Origin of the sequence: Embleya scabrispora DSM 41855 (assembly GCF_000372745.1) — a bacterium.
Classification (GTDB): Bacteria; Actinomycetota; Actinomycetes; order Streptomycetales; family Streptomycetaceae; genus Embleya; species Embleya scabrispora.
On record NZ_KB889673.1, the window covers coordinates 100,015 to 120,120 of the forward strand.

General features: G+C 68.9%; 14 protein-coding genes and 1 pseudogene. 8 read left to right on the plus strand and 7 right to left on the minus strand.

The features are described 5' to 3' along the window. Window positions 1-133 precede the first annotated feature (133 nt). The 4 genes and pseudogenes from A3IC_RS0124715 to A3IC_RS0124730 form a co-directional block, all read right to left on the minus strand. Window positions 134-7,837 (minus strand): annotated as a pseudogene (locus A3IC_RS0124715) (amino acid adenylation domain-containing protein); the annotation flags it as partial. Window positions 7,838-8,352: 515 nt separating this feature from the next. Further along, on the minus strand, window positions 8,353-8,634 hold the full coding sequence (locus tag A3IC_RS0124720) for an acyl carrier protein (RefSeq protein WP_026218691.1): 282 nt from the start codon (window positions 8,632-8,634) through the stop codon (window positions 8,353-8,355). After that, on the minus strand, window positions 8,618-10,159 hold the full coding sequence (locus A3IC_RS0124725) for an amino acid adenylation domain-containing protein (protein ID WP_020552744.1): 1,542 nt from the start codon (window positions 10,157-10,159) through the stop codon (window positions 8,618-8,620). The genes A3IC_RS0124720 and A3IC_RS0124725 overlap by 17 nt, the downstream gene beginning before the upstream one ends. A gap of 4 nt (window positions 10,160-10,163) precedes the next feature. After that, complete coding sequence (locus A3IC_RS0124730) at window positions 10,164-11,408, minus strand: acyl-CoA dehydrogenase family protein (RefSeq protein WP_158696090.1); 1,245 nt, start codon at window positions 11,406-11,408, stop codon at window positions 10,164-10,166. Between the two features lie 675 nt (window positions 11,409-12,083). Between A3IC_RS0124730 and A3IC_RS56415 the strand changes: the two genes are divergently transcribed. The 4 genes from A3IC_RS56415 to A3IC_RS68935 all read left to right on the plus strand — a co-directional run bounded on the left by A3IC_RS56415 (window position 12,084) and on the right by A3IC_RS68935 (window position 13,455). After that, on the plus strand, window positions 12,084-12,362 hold the full coding sequence (locus tag A3IC_RS56415) for a DUF5132 domain-containing protein (protein WP_020552746.1): 279 nt from the start codon (window positions 12,084-12,086) through the stop codon (window positions 12,360-12,362). A gap of 76 nt (window positions 12,363-12,438) precedes the next feature. Further along, window positions 12,439-12,642, plus strand: a complete 204-nt coding sequence (locus A3IC_RS0124740; protein ID WP_020552747.1) for an MbtH family protein — start codon at window positions 12,439-12,441, stop codon at window positions 12,640-12,642. Window positions 12,643-12,949: 307 nt separating this feature from the next. Then, window positions 12,950-13,159, plus strand: coding sequence for a hypothetical protein (locus A3IC_RS56420; RefSeq protein ID WP_052173777.1), 210 nt, complete (start codon window positions 12,950-12,952; stop codon window positions 13,157-13,159). A gap of 11 nt (window positions 13,160-13,170) precedes the next feature. Next, complete coding sequence (locus A3IC_RS68935) at window positions 13,171-13,455, plus strand: hypothetical protein (RefSeq protein ID WP_158696091.1); 285 nt, start codon at window positions 13,171-13,173, stop codon at window positions 13,453-13,455. Between the two features lie 297 nt (window positions 13,456-13,752). On the opposite strand, the gene A3IC_RS70190 is transcribed toward A3IC_RS68935, so the two are convergent. From A3IC_RS70190 to A3IC_RS0124770, 3 genes are all read right to left on the minus strand, one after another. Then, the gene (locus A3IC_RS70190) at window positions 13,753-14,310 is read right to left on the minus strand and encodes a DUF3732 domain-containing protein (protein ID WP_020552750.1); all 558 of its coding nucleotides are present in this window, start codon (window positions 14,308-14,310) and stop codon (window positions 13,753-13,755) included. A 392-nt stretch (window positions 14,311-14,702) separates the two neighbouring features. Beyond that, window positions 14,703-15,179 carry a three component ABC system middle component gene (locus A3IC_RS0124765; protein ID WP_026218694.1) on the minus strand — a complete coding sequence of 159 codons (477 nt, stop codon included), beginning with the start codon at window positions 15,177-15,179 and terminating at the stop codon, window positions 14,703-14,705. After that, entirely contained in the window at window positions 15,172-16,356 is a 1,185-nt protein-coding gene (locus tag A3IC_RS0124770) for an ABC-three component system protein (protein ID WP_020552753.1), read from the minus strand. Before A3IC_RS0124770 ends, A3IC_RS0124765 begins: the two co-directional genes overlap by 8 nt. Window positions 16,357-16,936: 580 nt before the next feature. On the opposite strand from A3IC_RS0124770, the gene A3IC_RS0124775 reads away from it, so the two are divergent. The 4 genes from A3IC_RS0124775 to A3IC_RS0124790 all read left to right on the plus strand — a co-directional run. After that, window positions 16,937-18,094, plus strand: a complete 1,158-nt coding sequence (locus tag A3IC_RS0124775) for a methyltransferase domain-containing protein (protein WP_020552754.1) — start codon at window positions 16,937-16,939, stop codon at window positions 18,092-18,094. A gap of 612 nt (window positions 18,095-18,706) precedes the next feature. Further along, a complete protein-coding gene (locus A3IC_RS0124780; RefSeq protein WP_020552755.1) occupies window positions 18,707-18,958 on the plus strand; it encodes a hypothetical protein in 252 nt (83 codons plus the stop codon). A gap of 5 nt (window positions 18,959-18,963) precedes the next feature. Beyond that, on the plus strand, window positions 18,964-19,335 hold the full coding sequence (locus A3IC_RS0124785) for a hypothetical protein (RefSeq protein WP_020552756.1): 372 nt from the start codon (window positions 18,964-18,966) through the stop codon (window positions 19,333-19,335). A gap of 331 nt (window positions 19,336-19,666) precedes the next feature. Continuing rightward, the coding region (locus tag A3IC_RS0124790; RefSeq protein WP_483782877.1) for an AbiJ-related protein at window positions 19,667-20,106 on the plus strand (440 nt) is incomplete at its 3' end.

A 20,106-nucleotide genomic window follows, 5' to 3' on the forward strand; every position in this document is an offset into this window, starting at 1 on the left:
TCGGGGGTCGCACGGTGCGGCGCCACGGCAAGGCACTGCAACGCCCTGCGGCACAGGGAATGGCTTGTTCCGAGGACGGCCGGAACCGGCCGGCACGGGAAGGGCAGGAGCTCCATCGAGCTGTGGTCCGTGCTCATCGCTGTTCGAACGGACGTGTGCGGAAGCCTTGATTGCACGCGTCGACCAGGGGAGTCGCTGCGTCCGCCAACCTGCTCAGCGGTTGGTGGGGCGACTGTACGGCTGCTTCCAGCAGTCGTACCCAGCGCACGCAGAGACCCTCGACTGTCTCCCGGTCGAACAGGTCGGTGCTGAACTGGATGAAGCCGTCCACCCCGCGGTGGTTGCCGTCCGCATGTCCACGCTCTGCCAGGCTGATGCCGAGGTCCGATTTCGCCGTTCTTGTCGACGTGACGATCTCGCTTACTCGGATCCCCGGTAGATCGAAGTCGTAGTCCGGGGTGTTCTGCAGCACCAGCCTGACCGGAATCAGCGGCTGGCGGGCCGGGGACCGGGCGGGGTTGAGGGCCTGCACCAGGCGTCCGAAGGGCAGGTCCTGGTGGGCGTAGGCGGCGAGGGCTCTTTCGCGGACGCGTTCCACGAGTTGGGTGAAGGTGGGGTCGCCGGAGGTGTCGGTGCGCAGCACCAGGATGTTGGTGAAGTACCCCACCAGGTGGTCGAGGGCCTGGTCGGTGCGTCCGGCGATGGGGCTGCCGACGGTGATGTCGCTGCCGGCGCCGAGTTCGGTGAGCAGGGCGGCCAGGCTTGCGTGGAACACCATGAACATGCTCGCCCCGGAGCGGCGGCCCAGTTCGGCCAACGCCGTGTGCAGTTCCGCGTTGATGTGCAGGTGAGCTTCGTCGCCGTCGTGTGAGGTGTGGGCGGAGCGAGGCCGATCGTAGGGAAGCGTGAGTTCGTCGGGCAGGTCGGCCAGCGCGCCGGTCCAGTAGGTGAGTTGACGGTTCAGGAGGCTGTCGGGGTCGGCGGGGTCGCCGAGCAACCGGTGGTGCCATTGGGTGTAGTCGGCATATTGGACCGGCAGGGGTGCCCAGTTGGGCTCCTCGCCCCGGGAGCGGGCAGTGTAGGCGGTCGTGAGGTCGCGGGCCAGGGGCATCATCGACCAGCCGTCGGCCGCGATGTGGTGGATCACGATCAACAGCACGTGCTCGGTCGGGCTCAGCACGAACAACTCGGCGCGCAAGGGAGGTTCGGTGAACAGGTCGAACGCGCACCGGGCAGCTTCCGCCAATCGATCCGGCAGCTCCGCGTCGTCGACCGCGGCTGTACGCAGCCGGGACCAGGCCGCCGAGGACTCCAGCACCCTCTGGAAGGGCTCACCATCGGTCTCCGGGAAAACCGTACGGAGCGTCTCGTGCCGGGCCACGACATCGCCCAACGCCCTCTCCAGAGCGTCCCGATCGAGGTCGCCGGACAGGCGCAGTGCCAGGGGGATGTTGTAGGCGGGGTCGGGGCCCTCCAGGCAGTACATGAACCACAGGCGCCGCTGCAGGAACGACAGCGGCAATCTCTCGGGTCGTGGCCCGGGCAGCGGGGCGGCACGCACAGGCACCGCGACGGAGTCGAGCCGGGCGGCCAACTCGGCGACGGTGGGTGCCTCGAACAGGGCGCGTACGGCTACCTCCGCGCCGAGGGTGGTGCGGATGCGGCTGGTGAGTCGGGTGGCGAGGAGGGAGTGGCCGCCGAGGGCGAAGAAGTCGTCGTCGATTCCGACGGTGGGTACGCCGAGGGTTTCGGCGAACAGCTCGCACAGCACGCGTTCGCGTGGGGTGCGGGGAGGTCGGCCGGTTGTGGTGGTGGTCGTCGGGTCGGGTGCGGGCAGGGCGGCCCGGTCCAGTTTCCCGTTCGGAGTCAGGGGCAGCGCGTCCAACACCGTGAACACCGACGGCACCATGTGGTCGGGGAGGGTGCGGCGAAGATGGGCTCTCAGGCGGGCCGGTTCCGTGTCGGAGCCGGGGGCCGGCACCACGTAGGCGATCAGGTGCGTGTCCCCGCGGTGGTTCTCGTGCGCGATGACGACGGCTTGGGTGACGGTGGGGTCGGTGGTCAGGGCGGTCTCGATCTCGCCGGGTTCGATCCGGTGGCCGCGGACCTTCACCTGGTGGTCGGTACGGCCGAGGTACTCCAACTGTCCGTCGGGGCGCCGGCGGACCAGATCCCCGGTGCGGTACATGCGCGTGCCGGGCGGCCCGTACGGGTCGGCCACGAACCGCTGCGCGGTCAGACCCGGCCTGCGCAGATAGCCGCGCGCCAGACCCGCCCCGGCCACGTACAACTCACCCGCCACCCCCGGCGGCACCAACCCCAACGAAGCGTCCAACACGTAGGCACGTGCCCCGGCCACCGGTGATCCGATGACGGGGGTCGCGGCGGCGTCGAGCCGCGCGCGCACCGCGTCCACGGTGCACTCCGTCGGCCCGTACATGTTGTACGCCGTCAGACCGTCCACGGCCCGCAGTTCCCGCCACAGCCGTTCCGGCAGCGCCTCGCCGCCGAGGACGGCCACGCTCGGCCGCCACCGCTCGTTCGTGAACAGACCCTTGTCGGCCAGGACACGCATGTACGTGGGGGTGACGTCGACGGAGTCGATTCGCTGACGCACCAGCCACGCCGAGAACCGGTCCGCGTCGGCCCAGGTGGCGGCGTCGACGATGTGGAGTTCGTGGCCGTCCATGAGGGCAGCGAGTTGCGCCCAGGAGGCGTCGAAGGACACCGAGGCGGTCAACGCCACCCGCAACCGCCTGCCGCACTTCTCTGCCGCCGGGGCGAACACCCGTTCCCCGTACTGGCCGGCCGTGTCGACCACGCTCGTGTGGCGGGCGACGACCCCCTTGGGGACCCCGGTCGACCCGGAGGTGTAGATCACGTACGCCGGGTGGTCGGGCATCAGCCTCGGCGCCGGGTCGGCGTCCGGCATGGCCTGCAACAACTCGACGGTCTCCGGCGTATCGAGCAGGACATGCGGCACGTGGGTGCCGAGGCCGTCCGCGGCGGCCGTGGGGGTGTCGGCCACCAGCAGCACGGGCCGGGCGTCCTCGACCATGGCCTCGATGCGTGCCGCCGGGTAGTCCGCGTCCAGCGGAAGGTAGGCGGCCCCGGCCTTGAGCACCGCGAGGACCGCCACGACCAGGGACGCCGAGCGGGGCAGGGCCACGGCGACGACGTCCTCGACTCCGACGCCGCGGGCGATCAACGCGTGCGCGAGCCGATTGGCCCCGGTCTCCAGTTCGGCGTAGGTCAAGGTGGTGTCGTCGGCCACCACCGCGACCGCGTCCGGCGTGGCGCGTGCCTGGATGCGGAAGAGCTCGGGGATCGTGCCCGCGCGCGGTCGTGTCGCCGTCGTCCCGCCGCCGTCGCCCACGAGCAGGTGGCGCTCGTCGGCGGACAGCACGTCGATGCGGCCCAGAGGCTGCTCCGGGGCGCCCACGACGGCCCGCAACAGCCGCACCCAGCGCGCGGTCAGGTTCCGTACGGTGCTCGGATCGAACAGATCGGTGGCGTACTCGACGGCGCCGCTCATACCCAGGCACCCTCCGCCCTCGGAGCGCCGATCGGTGAGGGCGATGTCCAGATCGAACTTGGCCGTTGCCGCGGGTACCGGGGTGGCGTGGGTGTCCAGTCCCGGGAGTGCGAACGCCTCGGCCTCGGCGGTGTCGATGGAGAGCATCACCTGGAACAGCGGATGACGGGCCGGGGACCGGTTCGGATTGAGGGCCTGCACCAGGTGTTCGAAGGGCAGGTCCTGGTGGGCGTAGGCGGCGAGGGCCCTTTCGCGGACGCGTTCCACGAGTTGGGTGAAGGTGGGGTCGCCGGAGGTGTCGGTGCGCAGCACCAGGGTGTTGACGAAGTACCCCACCAGGTGGTCGAGGGCCTGGTCGGTGCGTCCGGCGATCGGGCTGCCGACGGGAATATCGATGCCGGCGCCGAGTTTGGTGAGCAGGGCGGCCAGGCTTGCGTGGAGCACCATGAACAGGCTCGCCCCGGACCGGCGGGCCAGGTCGGCCAACGCCGTGTGCAGTTCCGCGTCCAGCTCGACGTCGACCCGGGCGCCGTGATGCGAGGCGACGGCGGGGCGCGGCCGGTCGTGGGGGAGCGTCAGTTCGTCGGGAAGACCGGCCAACGCGCTGGTCCAGTAGGCGAGTTGACGGTTCAGCAGACTGTCGGGGTCGGTACGGTCGCCGAGCAGTCGATGCTGCCACAGGGTGTAGTCGGCGTACTGCACCGGCAGAGGTTCCCATCCGGGTTCCTGGTTCCGGCTCCGTGCGGCGTAGGCCGTCGCGAGGTCTCGAGCCAAGGGCTCCAGGGACCAACCGTCGGCCGCGATGTGATGGATGACGATCAGGAGCACGTGCTCGGTGGGATCGAGCGCGAACAGCTCGGCACGCAGCGGAGGTTCGGTGACCAGATCGAAGGCGTGTCGAGCGCCTTCGGCCAGCCGCGACGCAAGCGTGGCCTCGGTCACCCGGGTCATCGAGAGCGGACGGCGCGCCGCGGACGTACCGATGATCTGCTGGAAGGGGAGATCGTCGGACTCCGCAAACACCGTGCGCAGGCTCTCGTGCCGGGCCATCACATCATCCAACGCCTGGTTCAGCGCGGTTCGATCGAGGGCGCCTCTCAGGCGCAGCGCCAAGGGGATGTTGTAGGTGGCGCCGGGGCCCTCCAGACGGTGAAGGAACCACAGTCCCTGCTGTGCGAACGACAGCGGTACCTTCTCCGGGCGCTCGCCGGTAGTCAGCCGCGGCCGTGCCTGTCCCGCTTCGTCCAAGTGGGCCGCCAGGCCGGTGACCGTGGGTGCTTCGAAGAGTGTGCGCAGGTTGACGTCGGTGTCCAGAACGGTGCGGATGCGGCTGGTGAGTCGGGTGGCGAGGAGGGAGTGGCCGCCCAGGGCGAAGAAGTCGTCGTCGATTCCGACGGTGGGTACGCCGAGGGTTTCGGCGAACAGCTCGCACAGCACGCGTTCGCGTGGGGTGCGCGGAGGTCGGCCGTTTGCGGTGGTGGTGGTCGTCGGGTCGGGTGCGGGCAGCGCGGCCCGGTCCAGCTTCCCGTTCGCCGTCAGGGGCAGCGCGTCCAACACCGTGAACACCGACGGCACCAGGTGCGAGGGCAACCGGGACCGCAGACGCCCGCGCAGCGATCCGGTGTCGACACCGGCACCGGCGGCCGGCACGACATAGGCGACGAGTCTGTCCTCGTGCGCGATGACGACGGCTTGGGTGACGGTGGGGTCGGTGGTCAGGGCGGTCTCGATCTCGCCGGGTTCGATCCGGTGGCCGCGGACCTTCACCTGGTGGTCGGTACGGCCGAGGTACTCCAACTGTCCGTCGGGGCGCCGGCGGACCAGATCCCCGGTGCGGTACATGCGCGTGCCGGGCGGCCCGTACGGGTCGGCCACGAACCGCTGCGCGGTCAGACCCGGCCTGCGCAGATAGCCGCGCGCCAGACCCNCCCCGGCCACGTACAACTCACCCGCCACCCCCGGCGGCACCAACCCCAACGACGCATCCAACACGTACACACGGACGCCGGGAATCGGCCGCCCGATCGGTGGTGCCGAGCCCCCGGATGTCAGCGGCTCGCTCAACGTCGCGCACACCGTGGCCTCGGTCGGCCCGTACCCGTTGATCATCCGTCGTCCCGGCGCCCACCGCGCAACCGTCTGCGCCGGACACGCCTCGCCCACCACCGCCAGCGTCGACACGGAGCCGGCCGTCTCGGACACCGCCGCCAACGCCGACGGCGGCACGGTGGCGTGGGTGATGCCAAGCCCCGAGTCGGTCAGTGCCGACAAGGGGTCGGCCGTGGGGGCGAGTACCAGCACGGCCCCGGTCAGCAGGGCACTGCACATCTCCGCCACGAAGCCGTCGAAGCTGGGCGAGGCGAACTGGAGAACGCGGCTGCGGGCGTCGATCCCGAACCGCTCCGCCAAGGCGGCGACCAGGTTGGCCACGCCGATGTGGGTGACCACCACCCCCTTGGGCAGCCCGGTCGACCCCGACGTGTAGATCACATAAGCCGGGTTCCGCGGATCCCGGGCGATCCCGGGATCGCTGTCCGGCCCTCCCTTCTCCAACTCCGCGACGGTCCGTGCGTCGGCGATGACCAGGGCCGGGCGCACGTCGGAGAGCATGTACTCGACGCGCTCCGTGGGGTATTCCGGATCCACCGGCAGGAAAGCGGCCCCGGCCTTGAGCACTCCCAGAATCGACACGACCAGTTCGACGCCACGTGACAGGGCAAGGGCCACCACGTCCTCGGCTCCGATACCGCGGGCAATGAGCGCGTGGGCGAGCCGGTTCGCACGCGCGTTCAACTCGGCGTACGTCAGGTCCGCGTCGTCGGCGACCAGTGCGGTGGCCCGGGGCGTTCGTGCCACCTGGGCCTCGAACAGCACCGGAACCGGAACGCCGGGGACCCCGGCCCCACCGGCGTCGCCCTCTCCGGCCAGGCACCGTCGTTCCTCGGCCGACAGCACGTCGAGCGTGCCGACCGAACAAGCGAGGTCGGATTCCGCCATATCCCCCAAGAGGCGCAGGAGGCGCTCCTGATGGTCCGCGAGGTCGACGTCGCCATACATCCCGGGCATCGCGCGCAGTTCCAGGCACAGATCGGTGTGATTACGGCGGTCCCACACCGCGATCATCAAGTCGGCGAGCAGCCCGGCGGAAACGTTGTGCACGGTGCACCGGTGGCCGGCGAAGGTGATGTCGTAGTTGAAGCCCATGAGGTTGACCACCGGCGAGAACACCGCGCCGGCGCCGCGCGGCAGACCGAGGTCACGAGGCAGGTCCTCGCCGCGGTAGCGCTGGTGTTCCACCGCCTCGCGCAAGCGCTCGTCGACCTGGACCAAGAGGTCTTCGAGGGTCATATCGCGCCGTACGCTCAGCCGTACGGGAACCCCGTTGGCGAGCATCCCGGGCGTCGTGCGCGCAGCACGATCCAGCCGGCCGGCCACGGCCAGCCCCACCGTGACGTCCCCCATGCCCGTCAGTCGATGCGCGTACAGCGCCACCGCGGCGACGACGAACCTGTTCGGGGGGAGGTTGGCGCGCCAGGCCGCCGCCCGCAGCGCCTGCGGAAGCGGAAGCTCCCGCGTCCTGCGGGCCATCCCCAACACCGAGTACCCGAAGACCGATGCCTTCTCGGCGGGCTCGACCTCGCCGCGGCCGCACTCCTCGTCCGCGAACCCGCGGCGAGGCGGAATCGCGACGGCAGGGGACCAGCCCGACAACCGCTCCGCCCAGTACTTCCGGTCGGTGGCACACCCGTCGGACGCGCGGTACTCCTCATCGGCGCGGACCAGGGCCGACAAGCGGCCGAAGGGGCTGGGACCGGCTTGTTCCCCGCGTGCCAGAGCCGTGTACACCGCAGCCGTCCGTCGCGCCACCAGGGAGAGGCCGTACCCGTCCATGACCGCGTGGTGATACAGGTGACACCACCAGAAGCGATCCGATGCCACCCGGAGCAGGGCGAAACTGAACAGCGGACCGGACGCCAGGTCCATGGGCTGAGCCAGGTCCGACGCGATCCAGGCCCGTGCGGCGCCGTCCGGATCGGGCTCGTCGGCGACGTCGACGAGCGTCAGGGCCCAGGGCAGTACGTGTTCCAGGATTTGCAGTGGCCCACCCTCGCCGGGCACCACACGCACCCGCAGCGAGTCGGTTTCGGCCACGACCCGACGCAGCGCCGCCTCGAACATCCCAGGGTCGATCGGCCCGTCGATCTCCAGGTACTCGCCCATGCGCAGCGCCGCGCCCGCTTCCGGAGAACGCTGCTCGGCCAGCCAGATTTCCCGTTGCGCCGCGGTGACTGGAAGAACATCGGCCGAGGGTCCGGCTGCGCAACCGGGGTTCGGCTCCGAGGAAGGATCACGCAGAACGGCAAATCTACGGCGGGACACGGGCAACCTCCTGCAATGTTCTGGAACTCCGCCGCGCCCATGCCGGTGACGTTCGGCCGGTCGAGGACATGGCAGGGAGCCGGGCCCTCCGCGATGCGTCGCAGGCGGCCGGAGACTGACGAGGGTGGACCAACACGATCGAAGAGGCGAACCCGACTGGCGGGGGCCACGATTCGGTGTCTTCATCGTGCGTGCTACGGGCGTTTGCTCCGATCGTTCGACGGATCCGCCATCCGAACGCATGAACTTCTCCGTTGTGCTCCCGGCAGGCGGCAGACGGGTGGCTCGACTGGATCCGTTCGGGTCGCGGACTGCTTTCCGATGTTCGGATCACCGGTGCTTACGTCGGTCGTGCGGCGGGGCTCGGCCGACGGCACCGCATTCGCGGTCCTGCGAGCCGTGGCACGGTGGGTCTTTCCGGACGCCGCGTCGACGTGCTACCTCGTTGCCGGAGTGTTCCGATCGCGTGCGGCTTCCAGTTTCTGCGCAACGAATCGGTCGATGTTCCGGAGCGTGCCGAGGTTGTCGGGAACCATGTCGCGGTCCTCGACGCGGATTCCGAGTCTGTCCTCCAGGTGGGTTACCAAGCTCAGCAGGCCCAGTGAGTCGAGAACGCCCTTCTCGATCAGGGGCAGGTCGTCGGTGAGTTCGGCTCGGGGGCCTTCCCACCCCAGATCCTCCACGATGAACGTCCGCACCTGGTCAGCGATGTCCCGCATGAGCACTCTCCTCCGCGTCTGCCTTCAGCAGCCGATAGTCGATCTTGTCCGTGGTGGTCCTGGGCAGGGCTGTCACGGCACGCATGCGCCACGGGACCATGTAGCTCGGCAGGACGGTGCGGCAATGAGCCGTCAAGCGGGCGGTCGCCACCTCCTCACGCAACACCACGAAAGCCGCGATGAGATGTCCGAACTCCTCGTCGGGCACCGCGACGACGGCGCACTCCACCACCGCCGGATGCAGGGCCAACGCCCTTTCGACCTCGCCCAGTTCGACCCGGTACCCACGAGTCTTGATCTGGGAGTCCCGCCGTCCGAGGAAATGCCAGTGGCCGTCCGAGTCCCGGGTGACCAGGTCACCGGTGTGATACGTGGGGATCCCCGGTCCGTCGACGACGGGGCGCAGGGCCTGCGCGGTACGGGCCGGGTCGCCGAGGTATCCGCGCATGACCGTCGTCCCGCGAACGCACAGCTCGCCCGTCTCGCCCACCCCGGCCAGGCGGCCGTCGTCGGTCTCGGCACACAGGTCGATGCCCGGCAAAGGGATCCCGATGGGCAGGGCCGCGGAGTCCGCCGGGAACGGCCGCGGCACTCGATAGTAGGTACACACGTTGGTCTCGGTCGGCCCGTAGAGGTTGTAGAAACATGCGTCGGGCAGCGTCTCCAGGGCCGACCGCAGTTGCGGGAGGGGGTAGACCTCGCCCGCGAACAGGACCAGGCGCAATGCGGGCAGGTCGCCGGCACGCAGGCCGCTTCGCGACACCAGGAGGTTGAGCGCCGACGGCACCGAGTACCAGACGGTGATTTGTTGTGTGCGGACGAAGTCGGCCAGCACGGCCGGGAAGGCGGCGGCCTGCGGCGGCACCGGTACCACTGCGGCACCCGCCCACGCTGCGGCGAACACGTCGAAGACGGACAGGTCGAAGTGGAGCGGCGCGTGGTTGGCCAGCCGGTCCTCCCCGGTGACGCAAAACTCCCGTGCCGCCCAGTCCACGAACGACATGGCGTTGCGGTGCGAGATCATCACACCTTTGGGGACTCCCGTGGAACCCGAGGTGTACAGGACGTAGGCGAGGTCGTCGGGCTCCACCGGGATCTGCGGGGGCTCACCGGACAGTTCGGCCGCGGCCCGGGGGGCCACGACGTCCGTCAGTGGAGAGTCGGGCCCGCCGAGATCCGCTCGCACTTGGGTGGTGTCGTCGTGTGCCGCCAGGATGATCCGGATGCCCGCGTCGATCACGATGGTGCGCAGCCTGGACGCCGGAACGCCCAGGGGCAGCGGGACGTAGGCGGCCCCGGCTGCGAGCACCCCGTATACGCCGACGAGGGCATCGGCGGTCCGAGGCAGGTGCAGTCCCACACGGTCGCCGGGTCGTACCCCCCGGGACCGCAACAGGTGGGCTACCTGGTTGGCGCGCTGGTCCAACTCGGCGTAGGTGGTGACGCCGGCGTCGTCGATCACGGCAGTGGCGTGCGGAGTACGGGCGGCGCTCTCGCGCAGGAGTTGGTGCAGGAGATCGGTCATGCGTTCACAGCCCCAGCATCCGCGCGATGATCACGCGTTGGAGGTCGGATGTGCCCGAGTAGATACGGCTTGCCAGAGCGTCGCGAACGTCGCGCTCCTGCGCGGCACCGGACATGTAGGCGTCGGCACCGTGAGTGGTGAACGCCGCCATGCTGGACTCGACGAATGCCTCGCTGAGGAAGAGCTTGACGACGGAGGACTCCAGACTCGTGCGCCTGCCCTCGTCCTTGAGCCAGGCCACGCGGTACAACAGCAGTCGAGCGGCCTCGAGCCGCACGCGCATGTCTGCGATGCGGTGGGCGACGGCCTGGTTTCGGCCGATCGGCTCACCGAAACGTGTGTGGGCGCGCGCGTGCGCGATCGACTCCTCCAGTTGGCGGCGCATGGTGCCCAGGGCGGTGGCCAGGATGAAGCTGCGCTCCCACTCGATCGTGGTGTTGAACACGGTCATTCCCGCACCCGGGCCGCCCAGCATCGCCGCCGCCGGTACCCGGCAGTCGTCCAGGACAACCTCGCTCATGGGAGACGAGGCCAACCCCAGTTTCTCGACGGGCTCACCCACCGAGATGCCCGGCTGCTTCCGGTCCACCACGAACGCGCACAGTCCGCCCAGATCCCCGACGCTGCCCGTTTGGGCCAGCACCACGAAGACGTCGGCCACGGGTGCGTTGGTGATGAACGTCTTGACCCCGTCGAGGATGTACTCGTCACCGCAGGCTCGCGCCGCCGTTCGCACCGCCAGCGCGTCGGACCCGGACCGGACCTCAGTCACCGCCTGGACACCGACGGCCGAACCGTTGCACAGCGAGGGCAGATACCGATCCCGCTGCCGAGCATCACCGAAACGCCAGATCGGCAGTGCACAGGACCACATATGCGCGCCCAACGAGAACAGCAGGCCATTGTCGTGGCAGCCGTACCCCAGCTCCTCCAAGGTCAGCACGGTGGTGATCAGGTCGGCGCCCTGACCGCCGTACTCGGCGGGAAACGGCATTCCCTGTACACCGAACTCGGCACAACGGCGCCACAATTCACGAGAAAACGTTCGACCTGTGCCCGATGAAGACGCGGCGAGCTGGGTTTGAGCAAACCGCCCGGCTTCCTTGCGCACCAGCTCTTGTTCGGCGGTCAGCGCGAAATCCACGCGCCGCTCTCCTCTCGTTGTTTGCCGCTCGCGCTCACCGATCGAGAGCGGCTGGAACGACGGTTCATGGATTACGAGCTTCGCAGAGCTTGTTCTGCGATCCAAATGGCCGTTCGCGCTGTCCCTCCAACAGGTGAATTTACAAGTGACCCGAACTCCTCCATCGACGGCCCGGTCCACTCTCCTCCGGGCTCGTGTAATAAACCACCCACCCAGTCATCGCATACGAAACGCTTATAATTCTTTTGCGGGCTGTCGCTTGGCTCGAATGGCACTTCAATAGGATTCGCTGAGCATGTGCTGCGCGCCCGATCGCATTCGGCAGCCCGGCCAGCCGGACGGGCCGGCTCGGCTCGGATCGGCGGGGGCCGTGGACACCAGCCTGGAGGTGCAGCCTTGGCGCGCACCCAGCGCCCCGTTGTGCCTTCGAGTGATCGTCTCCTGTCCGGAGACGTGCCCATGGTGCCGCTTCGGCGTCATCTGGTGGCGGGGATTGCCGGAATCGGTGCGACCAGAGCGCGGGGACCCTACCGCAATCTCGGCCGCGCGATCACATGACTCGCCGCAATATTGATTGCACCCGAAAGAGTGAAGCTTCTTGCATTCATCGATTGACACGCCCGCACGTCGGTTAGCGTGGATCCACTGGCCGTACGGGACGTCACTGTTTGACCCAAAAGAGGACGCCAGTCCGTCCATGAGTGCCGGTTCTCTTGCGAGGTCGCACTCAACCTACGGCCGCGATTTGTCCGTCGACCACTCGCAGAGAGATTACAGCCCATGAGCGCCGTTCCTCCTTTCCTATTGGGTATCGTATTGGCGCCGTTGGCGAAGCGCGTCGTCAAACCGCTGGTTCAGGGAACCATCAAGACGTCCATCAATCTGGTCATGGAGGTGAAGAAGGCAGCTCACCAGGCAAGTGAAGAGTTCCACGATCTCGCTGCGGAGGCGTCCGCTGAGAGGTTTGGTGCCGAACTGCGGGAAGACGAGAAGGCCGACGCCAAGGGCACGAAGACTCGGCCTGTCGCGGCTGCCGCGGGCGCCGGCGGAAAGAGTTGAGGCCCCACCCTCTGCACGGGTCGAGGGGCGCGCCTACTGTCGGCGCGTCCCCAAGCGGATCGCAGGAGAAACGAAAATGACGAACCCGTTCGAGGACGAGAACGGCCGCTTCGTAGTGCTGGTCAACGACGAGGACCAGCACACCTTGTGGCCTGCCGTCTCCGAGGTGCCACGCGGTTGGACGACGGCCTACACGGAGAACGCTCGGCAGGCGTGCTTGGACTACATCGAGCACACCTGGACGGACATGCGACCGCGGAGTCTCGCTGAGGCGAGGTAGAGCCCGTACGACAACGGTGGGCGTCCGCTTCGAACTCGGCGCGACCAAAGCACAGGCGGCGACGACCCCCGCACGGGCACAACCCGGACATCGCGCGCGGACGGATGCGACCATCGAAACACGGCTGCCTCCGCGTCGCCTGACATCGTGCCCTCAGTTGCGTCATGCCCGGGCGGTGGGTGCGGAGCTGCCTTACGTCCGAATGGTGGCCGGGATTGATACGGCCGGCCTTGTGCACCGCTGGAGGTTCGGACGCAGGCACTGTCGCCCTCTCAACGCGGACGAGGCTGTGAAGGAATCGACGGACATGTTTGAAGAGCAAGACCACGCTGCAGAGGCGGCGGGCGACACGTCTGCGGAAGTGTTGTATGCGGTCGAACTCGTACACGACCGGGGCACCTACACGGTCATCGTGCGAGATCTGGCGCAAGGCACCTTGCAGACAACCACAATTCCCAGAAGGACGGTGGCGAGGATTCCCGCGTACCTGTCCAAGTTGGGCCTCGAAAAGCTCTGACCGCACCGCCGGTGAGAGCCCTCGTCCTCTACAGGACGCCTCCCCTTCCTTGCAGAGAGCGTGTCCCCTACGCCAAGGCCGCCGCGCTCGCGCACAGCCTGGGCCGGATGCGCTGGCTGGGGCACTCGAACCTGCGGGTGGCCGTCGCGGTGGCCCACGGCTACCTCTCGGCGTGCGGCGTTTCGGTCAAGCTCACCCAGGCCGGTGTCACCGCGCTCGCCGACGAGTTGACCCGCGCGTCCTCCACCGCGGCGAGCGTCGCGGCGGTCCTCAAGTCCTGGGACACCACAGACTGAGTCATGGTGCGGACCTGTCTGGGGTGATGTCGGTACGGGCGGAGCCGTGCGGGTGGGTGGCGTGTCGTTGTCCGCCGTAGACGAGTGCGACGCCGAGTCTGATTTGGTGTGTTACGCCTCCGAGTTCGAGATCTCGACGTGTTGTGCATGGTGAACGGGCGCGTGTTCGGCTCGTGCGGCCGTCCCGGCCTGCCCGTTGCGCCCGGACGGGTGCGGGCAGGATCGTGCGGGTTCGTTTCACGCCCGATCGGCGATCGCGCAACCCTACCGGGCCTCGTGGCGAGGCAGGTCACCCGACTACGGGGCGGGGTTGTCGTCGAGCCAGGTGGTCGGGATGAGCTTTTCGCCGTTGCGCCAGTTGTAGCGGACGGACTCCTGGTACCAGCCGTGAGGCAGGTCCGCGTGGTCGCTGACGATCATCTGGAAGCCGGGGGAGAGTTCGCCGACGACCTGATGCATGAGTTCGAAGAGGCGGGTGACCGTCACGCGGTCCTCGTCCAGGGCGAGGTCTTCCAGTCGCCCCCTCTGTTTGGCCATGTCGGAGGGGTAGTAGGGCTGGGTCGGCTGGTCGAGCATGAGGAAGCGGGGCACCGGCCGGCCGTGGGCGACGAAGTACTGGTGGAGGGCGAGGTGGGCGGCCAGGTGGTAGCCGACGTGGTTCTTACCGCTGCCGATACGGAGCAGCTCGGTGATGCCCTGGAGGGTGTCGGCGACGACGGTGAGTTTCTTGAGGTCCAGGCGGACCATGTGGTCGCCGTGTTCGAGCTTCAGCGATCGGGCGTGGGCCGTCATCTTTCCGCTGAGATAGCCGAGGCTGTGGGTGAGTTCCCGGTGCCGGTTCGCTGCGGGTGTCACCGATGCCGATGCGACGCCCGAGATGCTGGCGCAGCTGTGTGGAGTCGGTGTTGACGCGCAGGTCGGACAGTTCCGGAACGCCGAGGTCGTTGCCGACTTCGAGCATGGCGTTGGTGACGGACTTCGCGCCGGGGCGAGGAGCCGGCCGCGCGGTGAGGACGCGCGTGTCGGGAAGTTGCAGGATGACCGCGTACCAGGCGACGGTGTTGAAGATCGGGCTGATCGGGAGTGTCGCCTCATCTCTGCCGAGACAGAAGTCGACGATGTCGAGCAGCGCGCTCTTGCCTGTCTGGGAGGTGCCGGTGACGATGTTGAGCTCGCCGAGCCGGAACCCGAGGACACGCTTTTCGCCGCTCTTGCCGTAGAGGATGATCGACCGGATCTGCACCGGCTCAGGGTCTCACGCCCAGCAACGCGAAGACGGTGGAAGGGTTGTCGGACCTTGCAGTCCAGCGGCCCACCATCGAGGCCGCCTTGATCAGATCGGCGAGTTCGCCCTCGGTACGGGATTTCGGGATTCTGCTTTTCAGGGAGCCCTGTTCGACGGTGAGCATCCGGTGGCGGAGCCCGAAGCGCAGGCCTTCCCGCACCGCGGGCGCGAGTGAGGTGCTGCGGCTGGCGAGGCTCGCGACGAGTGCCGGATGGTTCGCCACCCAGCTCGTCAGATGGGTGCGCGTCGACACGGGCAGCACCTGCCGCGTGGGCCGGGGCAGGACCAGCGGGGCCACGAGGAACGCCATCGGCCAAGGCATCAGCCTGCCCGAGGCCTCCCGCTCGTAGTCCCGTGCCGCAGTGCCCGCGACGACGGCCATGAGGGCAGGATTGAGGAAGGCGGCGCCGGCCTGCGGCCGCTGTGCCCAGCTAGGCACGCGCACTCCTGATCAGGTTCTGCACCCGCGCCTCGAAGTCGGGATGCCATCCGACCCGTCCGCGGTCGGCCAACTCGTGGTGCTTGCCCCGAGAGAAGAACGCCTCGTCGTACGCCTCACGGATCCGGTACCGGGTCTGGTCCAGGATCTTGCGCAGCAGCGCCTTGCCGGCCTGTTCCTGCTCCCGATCGGTGGCGTCGTCACCCAGATCGTCGAGCATCCAGTCGAACTCCCGCTGCCACTCGTCGGTGAGGTTGCCTTCGAAACGCGCCAGCTCGTCGAGGTCCACCAGGTCGTCCTCGAGCCAGGCCACGGTCTGCGTGTAGGCGCGGTAGTAATCCACCATCGCCTTGTCCAACTGGCGGCCGGCACCCACCCAGAGCAACTGGTGGACGAAGCAGGCATCGGCCAGTTCGGTCCCGGCGTCCCGGGGGAAATCCCCGCGGTCCACCAGAGTGGGCAGTCTGTCGGAGGTGTAGTCGTCCCGGATGCGGCTGATGCGTTGCATCAGCCGGGTCACGGAGACGCTGGTGTGCCGCTTCTGCAGCATGTCCACGGTCTGTTCGTACCACCACGCCCACAGCTGCCGCATGAAAGAGTCGGCGTGACCCTCGGGAAGCACGGCCCTGAGCTTCACCCGTACCTGCGCGTCGAGGTCGTCGATGGACGGCGTACCGTCGACGACCCGCATCCGCCGTACGAAGACGGCACGTTGGGCCGGCTGAAGGGCCAGGAAAGCCGCTCGCGCGTCCTTCGACTCCTTGGCCTTCGACTCCTGCGCGGCGGCGATGAGCAGTTCCAGGGCCTGGGCGGGCGCCGGGTTCGGCACCCTGAGCGCGGCCATGGCCGTCCCCGGCCGAGCCTGCTGAGTGGTGATCAAGGTCAGCAATGGACCGTATTCGTCACCGGGCGCGTGGGTGTCCATCCAGGACTGGATGGTCCGCCACACGTCGTCGTCCTTGTCGCCGAGCGACCGCACCCCGCGGATGTGGTGCTTGACCCGAAGCAACTCGACAGGCCGACCGCCTTGTTCCCACGCAACGTCATCGTGGAGCTCCAAGCTGATCGCCCCGTCCGGACGATCTTCCTGCCCGCGCAGCAGCTCAAGGAGGGCGAGTTGCGCCTGGAAGATATAGCCCAGGGCGGACGCAGATGCCTCATGCGCGGAGGACGCCATGCCCAAGTCTCCCGATCTCGATAACGCTCTGTCCAGAACTCACACTAATCGAACGCAAGTTCGACAATGCTGTCAGAGTCCACAGCCCCATCGGGCCTGTACTCCAGCACCCGCCGCCCGGCGCGTCGAGGACCACCTCCGCACCGGTTCACCGCCTCCCGGTACCAGGGGCCGGTGTCTGAGCCACCGCCACCGCCAGCGACCCGACCGGGCGTCGGCCCCGGCCCGTGACACCCGTCGACGATCCCGCCGTCGTCCGCCACACCCTCGGACACGACCGCATCCTCCGCGCGGCACCTCCACCTGCGCCCCGAGTGCGGCCTCCCGCACGCCGACGGCGCGCTTGCGGACCTCGGCGGAGGCGTCCGTCGTTTCATTGACGTGCGCGCCCGGCTGCTCCTACGCTCCGATGTGTAGCGTCTCGATCACGGAAGGTGGCGTGGTGCCCGGAGATCACGGTGGTGATCCCGCCCCGATCCTTGAGCCGCCGACGAACCCGCGCCCGAACCCGTCCCCGACGCCGAGCCCGGACGGGGATCGCCCGCCGGGGCCGGGCCGTCGCCGCAAGGACGACTGACCGGTGGAACCGGCCTCCATCGCGGACCTGTTGGTGTCGGTGGACCGCATGCCGCCGGGGTGGGAGCAGGCGTTCCGTACCGTCGACCGCGCGCTGTTCGCCCCGGACCGGGTGTGGCCGTTCACCTACGATGGCCAACAGCACGCCGTGGACCGCACGCTGGACCCCGTCGCGTGGGAAGAGGCGGTGCGCGGCAACACCGCGTTGGTGACCCAGTGGGATGACGGTCGCCACGACGGCCCGGCCCCGGGCCTGGTGGCGTCGTCGTCGGCGTCGATGCCCTCCGCCGTCGCCGACATGCTCCTGGACCTCGACATCCACGGCGGGGAGCGCGTCCTGGACATCGGCACCGGGACCGGCTACACCGCCGCCCTCCTGGCCGCCCGCGGCTGCGCGGTGACCACCGTCGAGGTCGACGAACACCTCGCCGACCAGGCCCGTAAGAACCTCGCCCGCGCCGGATACCCGGACGTCACCGTGATCACCGGCGACGGCGCCCACGGCCACCCCGCCGGGGCCCTCTACGACCGGATCCACGTCACCGCCGGAGTCCGCCACATCCCCGCGACCTGGCTCGAACAGGCCGCCCCCGGCGCGATTCTCCTCCTGCCGTGGGGCACCGACTACAGCCCCCACGACGCGGCGCTGCGCCTGGTCGTGGAAGGACCGGCGCGGGCGAGTGGTCCGTTCACGATGGCGTTGTCGTTCATGAAGCTGCGCGCGCAACGTGCGGTGCCGCCGGTGATCGACCTTCCCGAGGGGTGGCCGGGCGTGGCGCGTGCCGGCGGCACCGAGCTGTCGTTGGCGGACGTGGTCGGTGGTCCCTACGATCCGGTCGCCTTCGTGATCGGTCTGCGGGTTCCCGGGTGCGTGCCCGTGCTCGTTCCCGGTGAGGGCGCCGGTGACGGCACGCTGTGGTTGACGGCCGGCGGCGCGCATCCGTCGGTGGCCGCGGCGGGCTTTGCCCAGGGTCGTCGTCCGAACGTCCTTCAGGCGGGGCCGCGTTCGCTGTGGAGCGAGGTCGAGGAGGCCTATCGGTGGTGCGACCGGGTGGGCCGCCCGGAGGTGTTCGACTTCGGCCTGACCGTGACCGTCGGCGCGGGAGAGGTTCACCAGGTCCCCTGGTACGCGAGCCCGGATCGCGAAATCCCCGGCATGTGACTTGGGCCGCGGCGCTGCTGGACGACGCGACACCGGGGGCGCGGTGTATCAGAGCGGGTCCAGGCGTCTGTGGGACGAACTCGAGGCTGCCTACCGTCGGTGGACCGGGGCGGGCGGCCCGACCGCCGACCGGCTTCGGCCTCACGATCGATCGCCGGGGCGAACACGCCTGGCTCGACGTTCCGACGAACCGCCTCGGCGGATAGGACACTCGTTTCCCGGCCTCGGTATCGGGGGGATGGCGGCCCGACGTCCGCGCGTCGGCCCGGGAATCCCGTGCCCGGCCGCAGGGTGTCGGGGCGCGGGCCCAGGACGATCACCTTGTCCGCTCTTGCCGCGGGTGGGCCCCGCAGCGGGGCGGATGCCGCGCAGGAGCGTGCCGAGGGTGCGGGCGAGGTCGGCCTCGTGTTGTTCCCGGCCACCCCGCCGGTCGACATCCGCCTGCACGTGCCGCCACACGTGAACGTCGAACGGCACGTTCATGTGGTCGCTGTGGATCCACGCGTGCCGCCAACTGGACGATGTCGTCGTTTCTCCCGGCGAGGTACTGCAACCCACACCCTGTGAGCAGGGGATCTTTCTTCTCCGGTACCGGATCGGTACTGTGGTGGCATGCCGGCTTTGAACATCGATTTCAGTGAAGAGGAACTCGCGGAGCTTCGCGCGACCGCCCACGAGCGCGGGGTGACTCTCAAGGGCCTGGTTCGCGAGGCCGTTACCGGGGACCTCGATCGACACCGCGCGCTGGCCCGGATGACCGACGTCCTGGACACGTTCGTCCGCGAGAACGCGGCCGCGTTCGACGAGGCGTTCCCCGAAGACGCCCCCACCGCGGAACAGCGGCGCCGACGCGGAGCCGCCTGAACCCAATGGAACTGCACATCGATCTGCGGTGGCTTCTCGAACGCCAAGCCACGCTCCTGCCCGACGGCATCGACGTCCACGACTACTCCGGCCTGGTCGCCGCCATCGCCCGCCACCGCGTCAACACCCCACGGCTGGGCGAGGACGCCGACGCGGCCTGGCGCGCCGCCGCCCTCCTGCACACCCTCATCCGCCTGCGCCCCCTGCCCGCCCGCAACGCCCTGTTCGCGTGCGGTGTCGCGGTGGCGTACATGGCGGCGAGCGGCGACGGCGTCGACGCCCCTTACGGGGCAATGATCGACCTGGCCCGAGCCGTCGACACCGGCACCACCGACGTGTACGCCGTTGCGGAACTCCTGCGCTCCTGGCGGATCTGAACGCGACGCGAACCCCAAGGATCCGGGACGGCTTCGATCACCGGCCGGTACGTGGTCGACACCGATGGACCGGATACAACCCTGTGACCCGGATGACCACCGTTGTCGTCGGTATCCGCCTGCCGGCGTTTGCGACCAGCCGCCCTCCCGGTGCGCGGACATCTGCCATCATCAGCCGATGGCGTCGAACACGCTTCTCGCGGCCGTGCGCGATCTCCTCGATGGCATCACCGCGGACATCGCCGTCGGACACCGGCATGTCGACCTCCCGGGTGTCTGCGAGGTGCTCGGGTTGCCGGCGCCCCCGGACGAGGGCACCAAGCGCGAGCGCATGGCCGCCGGCTTTGCCGCCGTGCACGACGACGACCTGCTCGTACTCGCCCGCAACATCCTGGTCGGCCATCCACTCGAGCCGTCNNGGCGCAACGAACTCCAGGACCTGGTGTGGACGATCGAGCAGCACCCGGTCGTCCCGAAGCGCACCAGACGCGAAATCGCCCGGACCCTCGACGTGGAGGACCTCGTCCGGGACGCCGACCGGTTCATGGCGCTGCTGGACCGACTGTGGGTNCNGGGCGACCAACTCCTGGGAATGCTCCTCGGCAACGCCCAAGACCTGCGTTCGCGAATACAACAACACGTCCTCAGGAATCCCGGCGACTGGACCACGGAGCAACTCCTCGAAAACCTCGGCGCCTTCGAAGCCACCGACCGACGATTCGCGCTCTTCCTCGAGGGCATCGTGTCCGCCGACATCGTCCTGGACGAGAC

Excerpts from the sequence above, each read along its gene's own strand:
- A3IC_RS56420 (WP_052173777.1), top strand. The coding sequence starts at position 12,950 with ATGTTTGAAGAGCAAGACCACGCTGCAGAGGCGGCGGGCGACACGTCT.
- A3IC_RS56415 (WP_020552746.1), top strand. The coding sequence starts at position 12,084 with ATGAGCGCCGTTCCTCCTTTCCTATTGGGTATCGTATTGGCGCCGTTG.
- A3IC_RS0124725 (WP_020552744.1), bottom strand. The coding sequence starts at position 10,159 with ATGACCGATCTCCTGCACCAACTCCTGCGCGAGAGCGCCGCCCGTACT.
- A3IC_RS0124720 (WP_026218691.1), bottom strand. The coding sequence starts at position 8,634 with ATGCGGGACATCGCTGACCAGGTGCGGACGTTCATCGTGGAGGATCTG.
- A3IC_RS0124740 (WP_020552747.1), top strand. The coding sequence starts at position 12,439 with ATGACGAACCCGTTCGAGGACGAGAACGGCCGCTTCGTAGTGCTGGTC.
- A3IC_RS0124770 (WP_020552753.1), bottom strand. The coding sequence starts at position 16,356 with ATGGCGTCCTCCGCGCATGAGGCATCTGCGTCCGCCCTGGGCTATATC.
- A3IC_RS0124785 (WP_020552756.1), top strand. The coding sequence starts at position 18,964 with ATGGAACTGCACATCGATCTGCGGTGGCTTCTCGAACGCCAAGCCACG.
- A3IC_RS0124780 (WP_020552755.1), top strand. The coding sequence starts at position 18,707 with ATGCCGGCTTTGAACATCGATTTCAGTGAAGAGGAACTCGCGGAGCTT.